General features: G+C 72.4%; 10 protein-coding genes. 5 read left to right on the top strand and 5 right to left on the bottom strand.

Going from position 1 to position 18,578, the window contains the following annotated elements; all coding sequences use genetic code 11:
* Positions 1-37: 37 nt before the first annotated feature.
* Positions 38-1,201 (bottom strand): glycoside hydrolase family 12 protein, encoded by a 1,164-nt coding sequence (locus tag F6W97_RS25295; protein ID WP_155372874.1) that lies wholly within the window; start codon positions 1,199-1,201, stop codon positions 38-40.
* Between the two features lie 483 nt (positions 1,202-1,684).
* Between F6W97_RS25295 and F6W97_RS41445 the strand changes: the two genes are divergently transcribed.
* Complete coding sequence (locus F6W97_RS41445) at positions 1,685-3,622, top strand: glycoside hydrolase family 11 protein (RefSeq protein WP_155372873.1); 1,938 nt, start codon at positions 1,685-1,687, stop codon at positions 3,620-3,622.
* 79 nt (positions 3,623-3,701) lie between these two features.
* On the opposite strand, the gene F6W97_RS25285 is transcribed toward F6W97_RS41445, so the two are convergent.
* Complete coding sequence (locus F6W97_RS25285; RefSeq protein WP_155372872.1) at positions 3,702-6,293, bottom strand: cellulase family glycosylhydrolase; 2,592 nt, start codon at positions 6,291-6,293, stop codon at positions 3,702-3,704.
* Positions 6,294-6,411: 118 nt separating this feature from the next.
* Complete coding sequence (locus tag F6W97_RS25280) at positions 6,412-6,651, bottom strand: hypothetical protein (RefSeq protein ID WP_155372871.1); 240 nt, start codon at positions 6,649-6,651, stop codon at positions 6,412-6,414.
* Positions 6,652-7,041: 390 nt separating this feature from the next.
* On the opposite strand from F6W97_RS25280, the gene F6W97_RS25275 reads away from it, so the two are divergent.
* The 4 genes from F6W97_RS25275 to F6W97_RS25260 all read left to right on the top strand — a co-directional run bounded on the left by F6W97_RS25275 (position 7,042) and on the right by F6W97_RS25260 (position 13,371).
* Positions 7,042-7,869 (top strand): DUF1295 domain-containing protein, encoded by an 828-nt coding sequence (locus F6W97_RS25275; protein ID WP_155372870.1) that lies wholly within the window; start codon positions 7,042-7,044, stop codon positions 7,867-7,869.
* Between the two features lie 91 nt (positions 7,870-7,960).
* Positions 7,961-9,832, top strand: coding sequence for an AfsR/SARP family transcriptional regulator (locus tag F6W97_RS25270; protein WP_155372869.1), 1,872 nt, complete (start codon positions 7,961-7,963; stop codon positions 9,830-9,832).
* A 164-nt stretch (positions 9,833-9,996) separates the two neighbouring features.
* Positions 9,997-10,512: a sigma-70 family RNA polymerase sigma factor gene (locus F6W97_RS25265; protein ID WP_230686942.1), complete on the top strand. Its 516-nt coding sequence runs from the start codon at positions 9,997-9,999 to the stop codon at positions 10,510-10,512.
* A gap of 132 nt (positions 10,513-10,644) precedes the next feature.
* Entirely contained in the window at positions 10,645-13,371 is a 2,727-nt protein-coding gene (locus F6W97_RS25260; protein ID WP_155372868.1) for an AfsR/SARP family transcriptional regulator, read from the top strand.
* Positions 13,372-13,415: 44 nt separating this feature from the next.
* On the opposite strand, the gene F6W97_RS25255 is transcribed toward F6W97_RS25260, so the two are convergent.
* Positions 13,416-16,745, bottom strand: a complete 3,330-nt coding sequence (locus tag F6W97_RS25255; RefSeq protein WP_155372867.1) for a S8 family peptidase — start codon at positions 16,743-16,745, stop codon at positions 13,416-13,418.
* Positions 16,746-16,826: 81 nt separating this feature from the next.
* A complete protein-coding gene (locus F6W97_RS41440; RefSeq protein ID WP_330164985.1) occupies positions 16,827-18,425 on the bottom strand; it encodes an acyltransferase in 1,599 nt (532 codons plus the stop codon).
* Positions 18,426-18,578 lie beyond the last annotated feature (153 nt).

Here is an 18,578-nt window from a genome sequence, read left to right as displayed (position 1 = left end):
GTGTCCGCCCGGCGGACCGGGCGGACACCTCAGACCGTCAGCTCCACGCGATGGAGAAGCTGTTGTCGGTGAACGCGGCCGAGCCGCCGGTCCCGCTGATCTCGAAGCCGAACTGGGCCTCGCCCACGGTCACGTCGCCCCACCAGTTCTGGGTGCGCAGCCAGTTCATGATGGCGCGGATGTCGACCGTGCCCGAGTTGGTCTTGCTGGTACGCAGGAACGAGAACACCGCGTTGGCGCCGTTGGAGCCCCGGTAGATGTTCCAGGTGTGCCCGCCGAGGCTGACGTTGCGGAACGCCGGCACGGCGCCGTTGGCGTCGTACTGCTCGGCGATCGGCCCGACCGCGCCGTTCCAGTTCATCCACAGCATCACTTCGTAGGCCCAGTTGTTGGCCCAGATGTCGTAGGTCGTGGAGTAGTCGCCGTCGGTGGGCACGCTGACGTTGAACGAGCTGGTGAGGCTGGCCAGCGAGCTGACGGTGCGGTTGACCGAGCCCTTGACGGTGTGCGGGTAGGACTTCACGCCCGAGGTCCGGGGGTGGTTGGCGATCACGCCCCAGTTGGTGCCGGAGCGGGCCCAGACGGTCTGCGATCCGGCGCCAGAGCCCCAGATGTTGTTGTAGACGGTGTAGCCGTTGTTGACCCAGGTGTCCCACTGGCCGGATGCGGACCAGACGGCGTCGGACGGCACGCCCGGCGTGCCGCTGCCGGACGACGGCGACGGCGACGGGGTGACCGAGCGCGACGGTGACGGGGTGACCGAGCGGGACGGGCTGGGCGAGTTGGAGACGCCGCCGGTGCAGGCGACGCCGTTGAGGGTGAAGCTCGTGGGCACGGGATTGCTGCCCGTCCAGGAGCCGTTGAAGCCGAACGACGTGCTCGCGCCGGTGCCCAGTGAGCCGTTGTAGTCGACGTTGCGGGCGGTGACCTGCGAGCCGCTCTGGGTGAGCGCGGTGCTCCAGTACTGGGTGACCTGCTGTCCGGCGGAGTAGGACCAGGCCAGCGTCCAGCCGTTGATCGGGTCGCCGAGGTTGGTGACGGCGACGGAGGCGCCGAAGCCGCCCGGCCACTGGTTGCTGACGGTGTAGGCGACGCGGCAGCCGGTGGCGGCGTACGAGGGAAGTGCGGTGATCACGCCGGTGCCGACGGCGGCCAGGACGGCCGCCGCGGCGGCCGTGGCGACGGAGGTGCGTCTGCGCATGACTGGTGACCCTTCTTGAGTCGGTCGCCGGGTTGTCCGACCGGTCGGCGCGCTGGCGCTGCTTACGGCCTTGGCCCGGACCGAGCGACCTGGCGGGATCCACCGGGGCGACACATTTAAGTTTATCGTATTAACAAACTTAAGCTCTTGACTCACCGAGGTCAACCGCTAAGGGCGCCGTCGGCACAGAAGCTCCCGGGCATCCGGGAAGGCTCCGAAACTTCCGGAAGCATCAGCCACATGAGACATTGCGGTCAAGTTAAGTGATCACTACGGACCGATAGTGGTCTGCACTTTAGCGGGCAACTTGATTCCGATAGTTCCCGGAAGTCGTTGACTTCCGAATCGGCGCTGCATGACGATGCGTCTATCGATGGACGTGAGCGCAACTCGCCGAAACAGCTGTCGGCGAGCGGCTGCCCTGTCGAACGCTCCGTCCCCACACCTCCTGGCTCGCCCAGGCCTCACAAGTAGGTGGATCACATGCTCGACACCCCCGCCCACCCGGCCGGTCGCCGGCACGGCCGCTGGAGACTGCTCTTCGGCGCTGCCTGCGCCGCGGCGCTGGCCGTCACCGCGCTGGTGCCGGCCGGCAACGCCAACGCCGACACGACCGTCACCACGAACCAGACCGGCACCGACAACGGCAACTTCTTCTCGTTCTGGAAGGACAGCGGCAACGTCTCCATGACGATGGGCGCCGGCGGCCAGTACAGCACGCAGTGGAGCGGCATCAACAACTTCGTCGCCGGCAAGGGCTGGAAGCCCGGCACCCGCCGCACGGTCAACTACTCCGGCAGCTTCAACCCTTCCGGCAACGCCTACCTGACGCTGTACGGGTGGACCCGCAACCCGCTGATCGAGTACTACATCGTCGACAACTGGGGCACCTACCGGCCCACCGGCACCCTGATGGGCACCGTCAACAGCGACGGCGGCACCTACGACATCTACCGCACCCAGCGCGTCAACCAGCCCTCCATCGACGGCACCGCGACGTTCTACCAGTACTGGAGTGTCCGGCAGTCCAAGCGGACCGGCGGCGCCATCAGCGCGGCCACCCACTTCGACGCGTGGGCGAGCAAGGGCATGAACCTCGGCACCCACGACTACCAGATCCTGGCGACCGAGGGCTACCAGAGCAGCGGCAACTCCAACATCACCGTCACCGAGGGAACCGGCGGCGGCGGTGGCGGCGGTGGCGGCGGCGGCGGCAGCAACGGCTGCACCGTCAGCGTCACCCGCGCCGACGAGTGGTCCGACCGGTTCAACGTGACCTACGCGGTCAGCGGCAGCAGCGACTGGACCGTCTCGATCGGCCTCAACGGCAGCCAGAGCCTGCAGAGCAGCTGGAACGCGACCGTCACCGGCAGCAGCGGCACCCTGACCGCCCGGCCGAACGGGTCCGGCAACAACTTCGGCACCACCATCTACAAGAACGGCAACAACACCACCCCGACCGCAAGCTGCTCCGCAGCGGGAGGCGGCGGCGGCAATCCCACGCCTTCGCCGACCCCCTCCACCCCCGGTGGCGGTGGGAGCAGCTGCTCGGCCGGTTATGTCGGGCTGACGTTCGACGACGGCCCCAACACGGGCACGACCAATCAGCTGATCAGCACGCTGCGCCAGTACAACGCGACCGCGACGGTGTTCCCGACCGGGTCGAACGCCCAGTCGAACCCGTCGCTCATGCAGGCGTACCGCAGTGCCGGGTTGCAGATCGGCAACCACAGCTGGGACCACCCGCACCTGACCACCATGAGCTCCGCCGACATCCAGTCGCAGCTCACCCGCACCCAGCAGGCGATCCAGCAGACCGCCGGGGTGACCCCGAACCTGTTCCGCCCGCCCTACGGGGAGACCAACTCCACGCTCCAGCAGATCGAGTCCTCACTCGGCCTGCGTGAGATCATCTGGGACGTCGACTCGCAGGACTGGAACAGCGCCAGCGCCAGCGCGATCCGCCAGGCCGCGGCCCGGCTGACCAACGGGCAGATCATCCTGATGCACGACTGGCCGGCCAACACGATCTCGGCGCTGCCCGGCATCCTGCAGGACCTGCAGGCCCGCAACCTCTGCCCCGGCCACATCTCGTCCAGCACCGGCCGTGCCGTCGCCCCCTCCGGCGGCGGTGGCGGTGGTGGCGGTGGCGGTGGCGGTAGCTGCACCGTCAGCGTCACCCGTGCCGACGAGTGGAGCGACCGGTTCAACGTGACCTTCGCGGTCAGCGGCAGCAGCACCTGGACCGTCACCATCCGGCTCAACGGCAGCCAGAGCCTGCAGAGCAGCTGGAACGCCGCCGTCACCGGCAGCACCGGCACCCTGACCGCCAGGCCCAACGGCGCCGGCAACAACTTCGGCGTCACCCTCTACAAGAACGGCAACACCACCACCCCGACCGCGACCTGCGCGGCAGCGTAACCCCGCAAAACGGCGGGGGTGCCGGCGTGTGCCGGCACCCCCGCCGTCGTCTGCGCAGGCCTGCGCGGCGGCTTGGCGGTCAGCGCGTGACGGTGACCGTGTACGTGCCGTGGGCGCAGCCGGTGATCTGCCAGCCGCCGGGCACCTGCACCGCCGCCGCCCCGTCGACGCCCTGGGTGGCGAGCCGGGGCTGTGCCTGGCCGGGCACCCAGATGTCGAGTTGGCAGTTCACGCCCTGCGTGTCGGCCGTCGCGGCGAACGTGAGCCCGCCGTCGGCGGGGCCGGCTTCGAGCTTGTCGAGGCGGCCGGGGAACGCCCGCGGGTATGCCCGGGTCAGGGGCCGGCTGAAGCCGGTGGGCGGTGCGATCGCGGCACCGGTCGCACAGTCGATTTTGGCGAGGTTGCCTGACGTCTTCGCGTCGGGTCCGGTCTCCGGCGAGCCGCAGCCCTGCTTCCACACCCAGAACGCGCCGCCGATGCCGAGCCGGTCCTGGGCCGCGCCGAAGCGCGCCACCTTCGCTCCGTCCACAGCCGGGTCGCCGAACCAGCCCCACTCACCGGGCCAGTACGCCGCTCCGTAGAAGGCCGCGGCTTGCGCCGACACGGCCAGGTTCCGCTCGATCGACGCGATGGTCAGGCCGAAGCTCTGATCCATCGTGATCGACTCGCTGTACGGGTGCGGCGCGAACACCAGCTGCCGGTCGTCGGTGAAGCCCGGCGGCGGCGCCACGTCGAAGGCCAGCCCCGACCAGAGCACGCTCGGCTCGAAGAAGGCCAGGTGTGCGAAGCCCTGCCCGGCCTGCTCGGCTGCCCGGATCGCGGTGATGGCCGCGGCGTAGTACCGGCCCAGTAGCAGTCCGGAGCTGATCGGCGGGTTCGCGCCGATGCCGGGCTCGTTGAGCAGGTCGTATCCGGCGACCGCCGGCTCGTCCGCGAACGCCCGCGCCACGAACGCCCAGGCGCGGACGAGTTCGGTCTGGATACCGTCGCGGTCGGTGTAGAAGTTGCCGAACGCCGTCGCGACCGCCGGGGCCAGGTCACGGGCCAGGAACTGGCAGTGCAGCGTGGCGTCGGTGACGGTCGCCCAGGCCGGTGCGCCGTCCCAGCCGGTGGTGGGGCTGGTGCCGCCGCCGCACTGCTCGTCCGGGCGGGCCAGGGCGTTGCCCCAGGCGTCCTGGTGCATGTCCAGCACGACGTAGACGCCGTGCGCCTTGGCCGACGCCACCGCCGTGCTGATCTGGCGCAGGTAGGCCTGATCGAATTCGCCGCGCCGCGGCTCCAGCCGGGACCAGGACATGCCCAGCCGTACGACGTTGAAGCCCATCGCGGCGATCTGCGCGAAGTCGTCGTCGGTGAGCGGTGCCGTGGCCGGGATCGCGGGATCGCGCAGGTGGTAGTCGATCAGCTGGTTCACGTTGACGCCGCGCAGGATCACCTGACGGCCGGTGACGTCACCGATGACCGGCAGACCGTCCTCGCCCGGGGCGGCAAGCAGGTGCAGGCGCGCCAGACCCGCCGACGCGGCCACCGGTGCCACCGGTTGCGGCCCGGGCGCCGCGTACGACCCGATCAGCAGCGGCAGCGCCGCCAGCAGCACGACGACCGGTGCGCCGACCAGCCGCCGCCGCGCCGGCCGCAGTGCCTCGGCAAGCGCCGGCCGCCACCGCCAGACCCCTGCCGTGACGAGCGCTCCGATCAGGCCGACCGTGGCGCCGTAGCCGATACCGGTGCCGACGCTGAGCAACGTGACGGCGATCCACCAGCTGTCCGGGCCGGCGTCGGCGATCCCGGCCGAGGAGGACAGCGCGGTCGTGACGGCGCCGGTCACGCCGATGCCGAGACCGGCGACGGTCGAGGCGAGCCACACCGTCACGGCTGCCGCCGGCGGCGTGTGAAACGCGAGCCGCCGCTGCAGGGCCCGGACCGTCACGCCGAACACGCCGAGGAAGACGGCCAGGCCGCACAGGTGGCCGAGAGGCCCGGCGGAGGCGCTGGGAGCGAGCAGCGTTTCGGTGAACGCGTAGCCGGCCGGGCCGCCGCGCCACCATTGCGCGCCGAAGGTGACCGCGGTCAGCGACCCGACCACGAACATGATCGCCACGGCTGTGCGTGTGCCGGAGGCGGGCCGGTCCTGATCGGTTTCGGGCGTGACCGCGTCCGGCGGGCCGAGGCGGCGCGCGAGCGCTGCCACGGCGGCGACCAGCGGGCCGACGAGCAGGAACTTCATCGCGGCGAACCCGCTGATGCCGAAGGCGAACCGCAGCGCCGCCCCGATGGACAGGTGCGGGCCGGTCAGCGGGGCGGCGGCGGCCAGGCCGGTGACGGCGGTGGCCAGGGCGGCCGCGGCGACGACCGCGGCCCAGGTGACGAGGAAGACCCACCATCCCGGCCGCCGCACCCGGCTACCGCCGATCAGGAGGATCGGCGCGGCGGTGGCGGCGAGCAGGATCGGCAGGCCGATCAGCAGCGGAGCCCACCGGTACACGCCGCCGGCGCCCGCCGGTGGCAGGCCGCGACCGCCGACGGGGGCCAGCAGACCGGAGGGGTCCCAGGTCGCGCCGGCCGCGACGATGAGGGCGAGCACGGCGAGCGCCGCGGCGGTGGCGCGGACGGCCGGGCGCCGCAGCGGTGAGCGCCGTGTGGTGGGGCTCGGGGAGATCAGGTCGGTCATGGTGATCGGGAGCGTAGTCGCCGGTCAGCGCCCGGCCTGCCGCCGATTCGGCTGATCGCCGGGCACCGTCACGTCCGTGCCCGGCGCCGAACGGCTGAGCCTCGTGCCAGGCCCGCGATTATGCGATCTTGCCGAAGACCGGGTTCACTGCCGCCGGGCCCTTGGCCTGGCAGACCGATCCGAAGCGCTCGTGGTGGTAGTCGAGGCTCTGATTGCGCTCGCTCTGCGGAACCCGCTGCCAAGCGCCCTGGCTCTCGGTCCACCAGCTGCCGTCGGTCTTGGCGATCGTGTTGATCGTCGAGGACATCGGCGTGACGAGGCCCTGCTGCCACAGCGCCACCATTGCCTCGTGCGTCATCTCCGTCAAGGTGGTCATATCGGGACGCGCGGGGGGAAAAGTCTCAGCAGGCACGGTGGTATTCCTTACTAAGGGGGCGGCTTACCTCGAACTATGCGCTGTGCGACAGCTAATGAGCAAGCGTTGGCAGGACCCGATGTGGTCTCGCCGGGCCGGAACAGGCCCCCGGATTCGGACAGGAAGGCCGAGCAAGACCGAAACACGTCGATGCTCCCTGCCTCCTGGCGTGTGCAAACCCGGCCATGACGGCCTGAGCGTCCGCGTCCTCCGGTGGTCCCGAGTCAGCCGCCGGCCCGGCCGGTGCTGACCGAACCCCACGCGCAGCCGGGATACCGCTCTGGCTTCGTGGCCGCTACCGGGACCGGACCCGGACCGCTACAGTCCCCGATCATGGACGCCCTCATCGTCTGTCTGTGGATCTGCGCGGCCGTCTGCGCCGCGACCTGGCTCGCCTCACTGGTCAGCGGCGAGCATTCGTGGGTGGACCGGATCTGGTCGATCGTCCCGGTGGTGTATGTCGCGGTGTTCGCCGCCGCAGCCGATTTCGCCGACGTCCGGTTGAACGTGCTCGCGGTGGTGGTGCTGCTGTGGGGGGCCCGGTTGACGTTCAACTTCGCCCGGCGCGGCGGTTACGCCCCCGGCGGCGAGGACTACCGCTGGCCGATCCTGCGCGCCCGGCTGTCACGGTGGCAGTTCCAGCTGTTCAACCTGCTGTTCATCACGGTGTACCAGAACATCATCCTGCTGCTGATCACGCTGCCGGCGTACACGGCGCTGACGCACTCCCGGCCGTTCGGCGTCGTCGACGCCGTGCTCGCAGTCGTCTTCCTGGGGCTGCTGGCCGGGGAGACCGTCGCCGACCAGCAGCAGTGGGACTTCCACCGGCGCAAGCACGCCGCGCTCGCCGAGGGCAGGCAGCCCGAGTCGCGCTTCCTGCGCTCCGGCCTGTTCCGGTACTCGCGCCATCCGAACTACTTCTTCGAACAGGCGCAGTGGTGGGTGGTGTTCGGCTTCGGGGCCGCCGCGGCCGGTTCGGTGCTGGAGTGGACGGTCATCGGCCCGGTGCTGCTCACCGCTCTGTTCGTCGGTTCGACAGTCTTCACGGAGAGCATCACCGTGTCCCGCTACCCGGAGTACGCCGACTACCGGAAGGCCACCTCGCCGATCATCCCCTGGCCGCCGCGGCGCAGCGCACCCCGGCCGACCGTCACCGCCTGAACAATCCCCGCCCGACCGACGTCGAGCAGGGATCACGGTTCGCGAAGACCGCCTCGATCGGGTCGCGGATCGGCCGGTTACGGTTGCCGGCGTGCGAGCGGAGGCGGGCGGGACGATCGGGTTCTCGGTGCTCGGCTCGATCCGGGTCGTGCGTGCCGGCGTCGAGCTGCACCCGGGTGCCCGCCAGCAGCGGCTCGTGCTGGCGTTGCTGCTGGCCAGGGCCGGTGCGCCGGTGTCCCTGGCCGAGCTGGTCGAGCTGCTCTGGGACGAGCAGGCCCCGGCCAGCGCCGCCAACGTCGTGCACCGGCACGTCGGTGCGCTGCGCCGGCTGCTCGAACCCGGCCTGCCCACCCGGTCGGCGGGCCGGCACATCGTCCGGGAGCTGTCGACCTACCGGCTGCGCGTCGACGAGCAGTCCCTCGACCTGCTGAAGTTCCGGTCGCTGAGCAGGCTGGCGAGCCGCAGTGTGCAGGACGGCGACCCGGAGTCGGCGCTGCGGCACTGCCTGGACGCGCTGCGGCTGTGGCGGGGCCGGTGCGCCGCGGGCCTGGAACCGGCCTCCCGACGCCATCCCGCGTTCCTGGCCGTGGAGGCCGAGCGGGCCGGGGTGGTGCGCGAGGCGGCCGACGCCGCCGAGCGCTGCGGCCGGTTGAGCGAGGTGCTGGCGCCGCTGCGGCAGGCCGCCGAGCAGCACCCGCTCGACGAGTCGTTGCAGAGCCGGCTGCTGCTGGCGCTGGCCGCCGACGGCCGGCAGGCCGAGGCCGTCGAGATGTACCGGGTGGTGCGCCGACGGCTCGGCGACGAGCTGGGCGTCGAGCCGGGTGAGGAGCTGCGGCAGGCGTACGACCGGCTGCTGCACCAGCGCACCCGGCCGGCCGGGCCCGAGTCGCCGTCGCCGCTGCCCCGGCCCGCGCAGCTGCCGCCGGACCTGCCGTCCTTCAGCGGTCGCGACGATCTGCTCGCCGACGCCCGCGTCGCCGTCGCGCGTCCGGGCGGGTCGGCCGTGCTCGCTGTCGACGGCATGCCCGGGGTCGGCAAGACCGCCCTCGCGGTCCGTCTCGCGCACGAGTTCGCCGCCGGTTACCCGGACGGGCAGCTGTACGTCGACCTTCGCGGCTACGGGCGCGAGCCGGCGATGAGCCCGGCGGAGGCGCTGCGCGGATTCCTCGGCTCGCTGGGCGTGCCCCGGCAGGGCATCCCCGCCGAGCTGCATGCCCAGGCGGGCATGTACCGCAGCAGGCTCGCCGGCCGGCGCCTGCTGATCGTGCTCGACAACTGCCGTGACGCCGAGCAGGTCCGGCACCTGCTGCCGGGCGGCCCCGGCTGCCTGACGATCGTCACCAGCCGCAGCCGGCTCACGGCGTTGCAGACAACGGCCGGCGCCCACCCGCTGCCGGTCGGCCTGCCGAGCGCCGGCGAGGCGCGCACGATGCTGTCAGGGATGCTCGGCGCGGGCCGGGTGTCGGCGGACACTGCCGCGGTCGACGCGATCGTCGACGGCTGCGGGCGGCTGCCGCTGGCGCTGGCCGTGGTGGCCGCCCGCGCGGCGAGCCTGCCGCACCCGCCGCCGGCGCAGCTCGCCGCGGAGCTGGCCCCGCCGGGCCGCCTGGACGGCTTCGACGGCGATGACCCGTGGACCGGCCTGCGTGCCGTCTTCTCCTGGTCCTACCAGGCGTTGTCGTCCCCGGCGGCCCGGCTGTTCCGGCTGCTGCCGCTGCATCCCGGCCCCGACATCTCGATCCCGGCAGCGGCGGCCCTGGCCGGTGTCGCGCTGCGCACCGGGCGGACCCTGATCGGTGAGCTGAGCCGCGCACATCTGATCAGCGAGGACCTGCCGGGCCGCTATCACGTCCACGACCTGCTACTGGCCTACGCCACCGAACTCGGCGAGGACGGCGACGACCCGGCCGAGCGGGCCGCAGCGCGGCTGCGCTGCCTGCAGTTCCACCGCGCCATCGGGTAGCAGCCACACCCGGAGCCGAACCGCTCGCGCCGGTTACGCCGCATCCGTCACCGATTGCACAGGGTGACGGCACTAAATCCGCACTTGTGCGTCAGTCCAATCGCATCGACCGTTCCTAGGCTCGTGCCTCACGCACCCGTTGCACCTGCCCCTGGGGGAACATCGTGCTGCCGGCACCCGAACAGACAGCCGCCGAACGGCTGACCGCCCTGCACGCCGACCACGCCCCGGCCGTGCTGCGCCTGCTGCTCGTACTGACCAACGGCCAGCGGCAGACCGCCGAGGACCTGCTCCAGGAGACGATGCTGCGGGCCTGGCGGCACCTGGACTCGGTGCCGGCCGAGAACGACGCCGCCCGCCGGTGGCTGCTCACCGTCGCCAGACGGCTCGTCATCGACGGTGTGCGGCGGCGGCTGCACCGCCCGGCCGAGGTCCAGCTCGTCGACATGGCCTGGATTCCCGGCCGGGACGACACCACCGGCACCGCGCTGGCGTCGTACACCGTCCGGCAGGCATTCGGGCGGCTGAGCCCGGCGCAGCGCCGCCTGCTGTGCGAGGTGTACCTGGTCGGGCGGTCACCGCAGGAGGTCGCGGGCCGGCTCGGCATGCCGGTCGGCACGGTGAAGTCCCGGACCCACTATGCGCTGTGCGCCCTGCGCACCAGCCTCGGGTCGAGCTGAGACGCGCCGCGCCCACCCGGGGTTCCGGCACGCGGACAAGTTCACAGCACGGCAAGGCCCGCTCGTCACACGAACGGGGCCCTGCCACGCTACGGCGATCGTGACAACCAGCACCCCCCGGATCGCACCGACATGACCAGCGCACTGTCCTTCGCCGTCCTCGGCCCGGTACGGGCCTGGCGCGGCCGGTCCGAGATCGACCTGGGCACCCGCCAGCAGCGGCTGATCCTCGCGCTGCTGCTCGCCCGAGCCGGCGGCGCGGTCAGCACCGCCGAATTCGTCGACCTGCTCTGGGCCGACGATCCCCCGCCCAGCGCCGTCAACGTGGTGCACCGGCACGTCGGGATGCTGCGGCGGCGCTTCGAACCGGGCCTGCCGACCCGGGCGGCGGGCTCGGTGCTGATCCGCGACGGTGCGCAGTACCGGCTGCAGGTCGACGAGCAGTCGGTGGACCTGCTGCGTTTCCGGAGCCTGGTCGCCCAGGCCGGGGCCGGCTCCGGCGAACCCGCCGTGCAGCTGTACCGGCAGGCGCTGGCGTTGTGGCGCGACCGGTGCGCCTGCGGTCTGCACACCGCCCACCCCGAGTTCGCCGCCGTCGACGGCGAGCGGTTCACGGCCGTACGGGCCGCGACCGACGCCGCGCTGCGGGCCGGATGCGTACACGTGGTGCTGCCCACGCTCCGGCTGGCCGCCGAGCACGAGCCGTTGGACGAGGCGCTGCAGGCGCGGCTGCTGCTGGCGCTCTCCGCCGACGGGCGCCGGGCCGAGGCCCTGGCCGCGTATGCCGACATCGAGCACCGGCTCGCCGACGAGCTCGGCATCCGGCCCGGCGCCGAGCTGCGGGCCGCCCGCGACAACCTGCTCGACCACGACGCCCCGACGCCGGGGCGTCCCGAGCCGCCGGCGCAGCTGCCGGCCGACCATCCCTATTTCACCGGCCGCCGTGACGTGCTGGCCGCCGCGGAGGAGCTGCTGGCCCGCGACCAGCGGACCGCCGCGCTGGTCATCGACGGCATGCCCGGGGTCGGCAAGACCACGTTCGCGGTGCACCTGTCGCACCGGCTGGCCGCCCGCTACCCCGACGGGCAGCTGCACGCCGACCTGCGCGGCTTCGACTCCGGCGACGCGGTGATGACACCGGCGGAGGCGCTGCGCGGGTTCCTGTGGTCGCTGGGCGTCGCGCCGGCCGCGATCCCGGCCGAGCTGCACGCCCAGGCGGGCCTGTTCCGCAGCGTCCTGGCGCAGCGCCGGATGCTGATCCTGCTCGACAACTGCCGCGACTGGGACCAGATCCGGCACCTGCTGCCCGGCACCGGCGGCAGTCTGGTCATCGCGACCAGCCGCCGCCGGATCACCGGCATGGCCGGTACGGCGGGTGCGCACGGGCTGCACCTCGATCTGCTGTCCGATGCCGAGTCCCGTGAGCTGCTGGCCCGGCGGCTCGGCGATGCGGTGGCCGCGGACCCGGCCGCGGTCGGGGAGATCATCGCGCGGTGCGGGCGGCTGCCGCTGGCGCTGGCGCTGGTGGCCACCCGCAGCCTCGGCCGGACCGGCCTCAGCCTGCCCGAGGTCGCCGGTGAGCTGGCGCAGGGGCGGCTGGCCGGGTTCGGGGACGCCCACGCCGACCTGGAGGCGATCTTCTCCTGGTCGTACCGTGCGCTGACACCGCAGGCGGCACGTCTATTCCGGCTGCTGCCGCTGCACCCGTGCGGGGAACTGAGCACGCCGGCGGCGGCCGCCCTGGGCGGGGTGTCGCTGCGCGGCGCGCGCGGGCTGCTCGCCGAACTCGGGGCGCAGCTGCTGGTCCAGCCCGGTGACGACCGGTGGCGGATGCACGACCTGTTGCGCGCCTACGCCGCCGAGCTGGGTGAGGAGCACGACGACGCGGCGCAGCGGGCCGCCGCCGTCGCCCGGGTCCACGACTATTACGAGCTCAGCGCATACGCGGCGCATCTGCTCTTGCTGCCGCAGGTGCCGCTGCCGGCTCCGGACCCGTCCGGGTACGGGGTCGCCGGGCGGGCTTTCGGCGGCCGGGCCGAGGCGATGGCCTGGTTCGCGGCCGAGCAGCGGGTGCTGACCGATATCGTGGCGCGGGCCCGGCCTCGTGCGGCCTGGCGGATCGCACTGGCCATGCAGAACTTCTTCCAGGACACCGCGCAGTTCAAACAGTGGACGGCCGTGGTGTCGGCGGCCCTGGCCACGGTCGGCGACGACTCCGCCGCGCGGGCGCTGCTGCACCGCAGCCTCGCGGGCGCCTGCTACTTCCTGGCCGATCTGGACGGTGGGCTGGTGCACCTGGAACACGCCCGAGTGATCTTCGACCGGCTCGGGCTGCGCGTCGAGCAGGGCCACGTGGAGAACAACATCGCCGAGATCCGCCTCGACCAGGGGCGATACGACGAGGCGGGCACCCATGCGCAGGCTGCGCGGGCGCTGTTCGAGGCCGCGGGCAATGTGCGGGGTGCGACCACGGCCCTGCTGGCCATGGCGCGGGCGCAGGGCAGGCTGGGCCGGCACGCCGAGGCGCTGGCCATGTTCGTGACCGCGCACCGGCAGTTCGAGGGCCTGGGTGACCTGCACGGGGTGGGCACCACGCAGGCGTGGCTGGCGCACACGTACGCGATGATCGACGATCTGCCGCACGCGATGGCGGTCTGGCAGCAGGCGATCGACACGTTCCGCGGCGCGGGGGCCGCCCACCACACCGCGCAGGTGCTGGTCGCCGTCGGCGACTCCCATGCCGCCAACGGGCAGGCGGCCCTGGCCCGGCGGGCGTGGCGGGAGGCGCTCGCCGAGCTCGACGGGACGGATTCGCCGATGGCTCGACAGATCCGCGACCGGCTGCTCGGCAGCAGGTGACCCGGACGCGGCGCGTGCCGGCGCCGCGTCCGGGTCACCTGGGCTCAGTACCGGTAGGCGCGGATGACGGTCTGCTTGACCGTGTTGCCGCGGTTGTCGGCCGCGGTCGCCCGCAGCGACACGAAGCCGCTGCCGGCCGGGTGGCAGATCAGGGCGGTGCCCTGCTCGCCGAACCGCATGACGGGCAGGCGGCGCCAGGTCTTGCCGTCGTCGAAGGACGCTTCGACGGTCAGCGCCTTGGTCCGGCCCGGTGCGGCCCCGACCTGGCGGTCAAGGGAGACCGGGATCGCGAACAGCCGCCCGGCCGGTGCCTTGTTGTCGATGTCGAGGGCCGGGGTGTACCGGATCGCGGTCAGCGGCAGCTTGACCAGCTCGCCGTCGGGCACGTGCCCGGACCTGAACGTCCACTCCGCCTCGACGACGGTCGACAGGGTGAACGCCGGGTCGCTGTGGAACGTCGCGGCGAGCCGGTAGTCACCGGTCTGCGCGGGCACCTGCCACACGTAGGGCACCTCGCCGGCGGTGCCGACCTCGACGCCGTCGCGGTACAGGACGACCTGCGCGCTGCCCCCGCGCACCTGCCGGAAGCCCATGTGCCCGGTGCCGTCGCCGTGCAGTGGCCCGGGGCCGCCGATGTTGTCGCCCCAGTAGCGGGTGGCGTACTGCTGGCCGAAGTTCGGCTGCGGGTAGACCGGCCCGGCGACCGCGTTGGCCCACTTCACCGTGTACGTGCGGCCGGGCTTGAAGCTGGTCCAGTCCGACTGGTAGTAGGTGTACCGGTTCTGGGCCGAGACCGACTGCCACACCGTCTGCTTGTCCTGGTTGTAGTACTCGGTGATGGTGGCGGGCACGTCGTAGGTGAAGGCGGGCTGCACGTTGCGGTCGTCACGGTAGACCGGCGAGTTGCCGGGCGCGTGCGCGACGGCGGTCCGCCCGACCGGCACCCCGGCGACGTCCGCGCTGATCTCGGACCGGACGGTCGCGAAGTCGCCCGCGCGCAGCCTGCGGGTCAGGCCGTTCATCATCCTCTGCGGCTCGTACAGGTAGACCCGGTACACGTACGGGCTGTTGTGCAGGCCGCCGTCGGGGTCGATGCGGCCCCAGATGCCGTGGACGTAGGACACGAACCCGGGCGTCTTACCGGTGCCGATCTGCGCGGTGCGCACGTGGTCGAATCCGACGTTCATCAGGGTGCCGAACGGGTCGTTGCTGCCCCAGATCTGCGGCTGCTCGGTCCGGATCGTCCACCCGGAGTCGGGGAAGACCAGGGTGGCCTTCCTGTCCGGCACCGACACCGCGATCGGCTTGGCGGTGCGGGTGTCCACGGTCAGCGCCTGGTCCCTGGTCAGGTCCAGGGTCGGGCGGACCAGGGTGGTGATGTCCGGCGTCGAGGGGTCGCCGGTCACCAGGTAGGTCTGGACCAGGTAGCGGCCCGCGCGGACCCGGTGCGTGGTGGCCGCCGGGTCGTCGAGCACCAGCAGGGTCTGCCGGTCCAGGTCCATCAGCACGGTCACCCAGCCCTGCTCGGCGGTGGGCTTGCCGCCGTCGGGGCCGATGAGCTTGAGGCTGAGCTGCCGGCGTACGACGTCGAGCGCGACCGGGGTCTGCACCTGGACGCCGCCGCCGGTGGCGGTGACCTCACCACCGAAGTAGCGGTCCGGCAGGGTCGTGCCGGCCTGCACGGTGACGGTCACGGTGGCGGTGCCGCCGGCCGGGACCGTGACCGTCGAGGCGCTGAGGCTGAACAGGCCGGCCGGTGCCGGGGCGCCGTCGGCGTCCTTGGCGTCGAGGGAGACGGCCAGGGTGAGCGCCGAGGGGCCGCTGTTCGTGTAGGTGACGGTGCGGTGCTGCGCGGTGGTGGCCCGCTCGAACGCGACGCTGACCGGGCCGGCGGTGACGGTCTGGCCGATCGCGCGGGCGACGTCGAGGAAGCCTGCGCCCTGCTCGTACACACCGATCGCGGTGTTGGGCCGTGCGGCCGCCATCAGCGTGGACTTGATCCGCTCCGGGGCCCAGTCCGGGTGCTGCTGGGCCAGGATCGCCGCCGCGCCGGCCACGTGCGGGGTAGCCATCGACGTGCCGGACAGGCTCGCGTACTGCGGGTTGGCGTCCTGGGGATACAGGTCGGAGGTCGAGCTGCGGGCGGCGACGATGCCGACGCCGGGCGCGGTGATGTCGGGCTTGATGCCCGCGTCGCCGGCGCGCGGGCCGCGGCTGGAGAACTCGGCCAGCTCACCGGTCTTGGTCACCGCGCCGACGGTCAGCGCCTCGGTCACGCTGCCGGGCGAGTTCACGGTGGACTCCCCGGCCAGGCCGGAGTTGCCCGCCGCGACGACGAACAGCATCCCGTAGCGGTGGGTGAGGTCGGCCAGGGCCGCCTCGATCGGATCCGTGCCCGCGCTGTCCGGGCCGCCGAGGCTCATGTTGGCGACCTTGACGCCCTGCTCCGCGGCCCATGCCATGCCGGCGAGGATCGCCGACTCCGGGCAGCCGTCGAGTGTGCAGACCTTGGCGCTGTACAGGGTCGCGCCGGGGGCCATGCCCTGGTACGCGCCTTGCGACGCCGCGCCGCTGCCCGCGATGGTCGACGCGACATGGGTGCCGTGGCCGACCAGGTCGGCGGGGTCGGGCTCGGCGGTGAAGTTCTCCGCGGCGGCGACGCGTCCGGCCAGGTCGGGGTGGGTCTGGTCGACGCCGGTGTCGATGACGGCGACCTTCACACCCGTACCCGTGAAGCCGGCCTGCCAGGCCTGCGGCGCGCCGGTCAGCGGGACGCTGACGTCGAGGGTCGGCCGGCGCAGGCCGTCGAGCCAGATCTTGTCGAACCCTGCGCGCAGCCGCCGCTCGGTGCCGCTCGCTGCGGTGATGGCGTTCCAGAAGGTCACGGCGTCGGTGCGGTTCTCCGCGACGGCGCTCGCGCCGGACAGCTCCCGGGTGGTCCGCGCGCCGGTCAGGCCGGGGACGGTGCCGGCGTGCTGGACGATGAGCGGCAGGGTGGGCCGGGCGTCGTCGTAGCCGAAGCCGATCAGCGTCGAGATGTCGAACAGGCGCTCGTCGAGCTTGCCCCGGTTGAGCAGGCCGACCGCGTCGGCGGGGATGACCCGCACGTGCTCGCCTGAGCTGTGGGTGAGGAACGGGATCCGTTCCCGGCCCTTGCCCGGCACGACGTTGACGGCGGTCTGGCCGTCGACGGTGCTGACGTGGACGGTGTCGCCGGTGAGCAGAGTGACCGTCCGGGGGCCGGCCACGACCGGGGGTGTGGTCGCCGGCCTGGGCGGCCGGGGCTGCGCCGAGGCGGCCATACCGCCCGGGGCGACCGCCGAGACGCCCAGCACCAGCAGTGCCAGCGCCGAAATCTTGCGAACTGACCGCATCATTCTCCTAGATCAACGCGAGGGGTACCTCGGGTGATCCAGACGTGGCCGCCGGACGAAAGTTCAGATGAGTGACCTGGATCACAACGTTCTGACGACCGGCGCGGGTTCGGGTCGGTGGACTCCACGAGGGCGGTACCCCAGTGCCCCGCTTTCGCCGAGTACGTCCGCGAGCAGCCAGATGATCGCCAGCCACATCTCGGTGCCCTGGAGGCTGGGCAGGTGTGCCGTCCCCGTGGTGACCGCGGGGCTGAAGGCGAAGCCGGCCGCGGTGTGCCAGCGCGCGAGGGTCGCGGCGAGCCGGTCGCGGGCCCAGGCCTGCACCTCGGTGCGCCGGTGGCGGGTCTGCAGGCCGCACAGCCAGAGCGGGTGGATCACGTCGAGCACGTCGCAGGCGGTGCCGCGGCCGTCGGCGAAGTAGCGGCCGTCGCGGGTGTGGGCCAGGACGGTGTCGATGGTCTGCTCGGGGCGCGGCACGGGCAGGCCGAACTGCGCGAACGTGCCCCGGGTGAGCCGGTAGTAGCCGTTGACCGGCTGCTGCCAGCCCTGCTCCACGCTCGGTGCGCCCCAGATCCCGGAGAACGGGTCCTGCCGGGTCAGCAGCCAGCCGAACAGCGTCTCGACCGGCTCCTGCGGATCGAACAGGCGGCGGTTCCAGTGCAGTCCCGTCGCGACGATGTCGACCCAGGCGCCGGCGCTCCACGCCTGCCGCGCCCAGGGCAGGCCGTCCAGCTCCGCCACCAGCCGGGCCGGGTCCTTGCGGACTGCCTGCACCGGGTGCGGCAGCCGGGCGCCGAGCAGGTCCAGGGCATAACCCACCGACAGCAGGTGGTACGCCGACCCGCTGTCGAGGCTCGGGCTGCCTTCGCCCATCTCGGGGATGAGTCCGGTGGCGTGATCCTGCATGGCGGCGAGCCGGCGGACGAGTTCGTCGCGGTCGAGCTGCGGCGGTGGCGCGTCTAGCAGCAGGTCCGCGATCTCGACCGCGTCGCATATCGCGCGGACCGTCGGCGTCGCGCCGGGCTGATCGGTGAAGGTTTCGCCGGTCCAGTGGCGGTCCAGCAGTTGCGCCGCCTGGTCCCGGGCTTGTGCGGCGAAGTCGGCCAGTGGCGGGGCCGGCTTGTTCGGGCGGGTCCGGTCGCGGCGGTCGCGGATGCGGCGGGCGGGGTTGCCGACCATCACCGACCAGGCGGCGACGTCTTTGGTGACGACCGCTCCCGCACCGATGACGGCGTGGTCGCCGATGGTGACGCCGTCGAGGACGATGGCGTTCGATCCGATCCAAACGTCGTCGCCGACGACGACGCCCTTGGCCACGATGGGCTGCTGGTGTATGGGCTTGTCGGGGTCGGCGGAGTGGTTGAAGCCGACCAGGGAGGCGTGCGCGCCGACGCGTACGCCGGAGCCGAGGCGCACGGGGCCGCGGACGACCGCGTACGGGTTGAGGCTGGTGTGGTCGCCGAGCTGGACCTCGCCGGTGAGGTAGACGTGTGCGGCGAGATAGGAGTCGGCGCCGAGGGTGAGGTCGGCCTGGTGGATCGCGGCGAGCGGGGACACGAACGACCTGTCGCCTGCGCGGCGCAGGCCGGGCAGGTCGCGCTGGTGGGCGAGCTGCGCGTCGCGTTCGTCCGGGGTGGCGTCGTCGGCGAACAGCCACGGGCAGAAGTCGAACTCGCTCATGGCGGAGATCATCTCGTATCCGGGCCCGTTGTTCCAGGTGCTGTCGGGTGGGGTCGGCGGCGTGCGCCGACGGGCCTACGCCGATCGGCTCCGGACGGCCACGACCGATTCACCTGATCGTCGCCACCCGGCGGAATCCGGACACCGGACGGG

The organism is Catellatospora vulcania (assembly GCF_009720385.1).
GTDB lineage: Bacteria > Actinomycetota > Actinomycetes > Mycobacteriales > Micromonosporaceae > Catellatospora > Catellatospora vulcania.
The sequence above is the reverse complement of the archived record's forward strand: the minus strand, read 5'-3'. Positions and strand labels throughout refer to the sequence as shown.

Bases quoted from the DNA above. Each gene is read 5' to 3' on its own strand.
- F6W97_RS25295 (WP_155372874.1), bottom strand. From the start codon at position 1,201: ATGCGCAGACGCACCTCCGTCGCCACGGCCGCCGCGGCGGCCGTCCTG.
- F6W97_RS41445 (WP_155372873.1), top strand. From the start codon at position 1,685: ATGCTCGACACCCCCGCCCACCCGGCCGGTCGCCGGCACGGCCGCTGG.
- F6W97_RS25285 (WP_155372872.1), bottom strand. From the start codon at position 6,293: ATGACCGACCTGATCTCCCCGAGCCCCACCACACGGCGCTCACCGCTG.
- F6W97_RS25280 (WP_155372871.1), bottom strand. From the start codon at position 6,651: ATGACGCACGAGGCAATGGTGGCGCTGTGGCAGCAGGGCCTCGTCACG.
- F6W97_RS25275 (WP_155372870.1), top strand. From the start codon at position 7,042: ATGGACGCCCTCATCGTCTGTCTGTGGATCTGCGCGGCCGTCTGCGCC.
- F6W97_RS25260 (WP_155372868.1), top strand. From the start codon at position 10,645: ATGACCAGCGCACTGTCCTTCGCCGTCCTCGGCCCGGTACGGGCCTGG.
- F6W97_RS25255 (WP_155372867.1), bottom strand. From the start codon at position 16,745: ATGCGGTCAGTTCGCAAGATTTCGGCGCTGGCACTGCTGGTGCTGGGC.
- F6W97_RS41440 (WP_330164985.1), bottom strand. From the start codon at position 18,425: ATGAGCGAGTTCGACTTCTGCCCGTGGCTGTTCGCCGACGACGCCACC.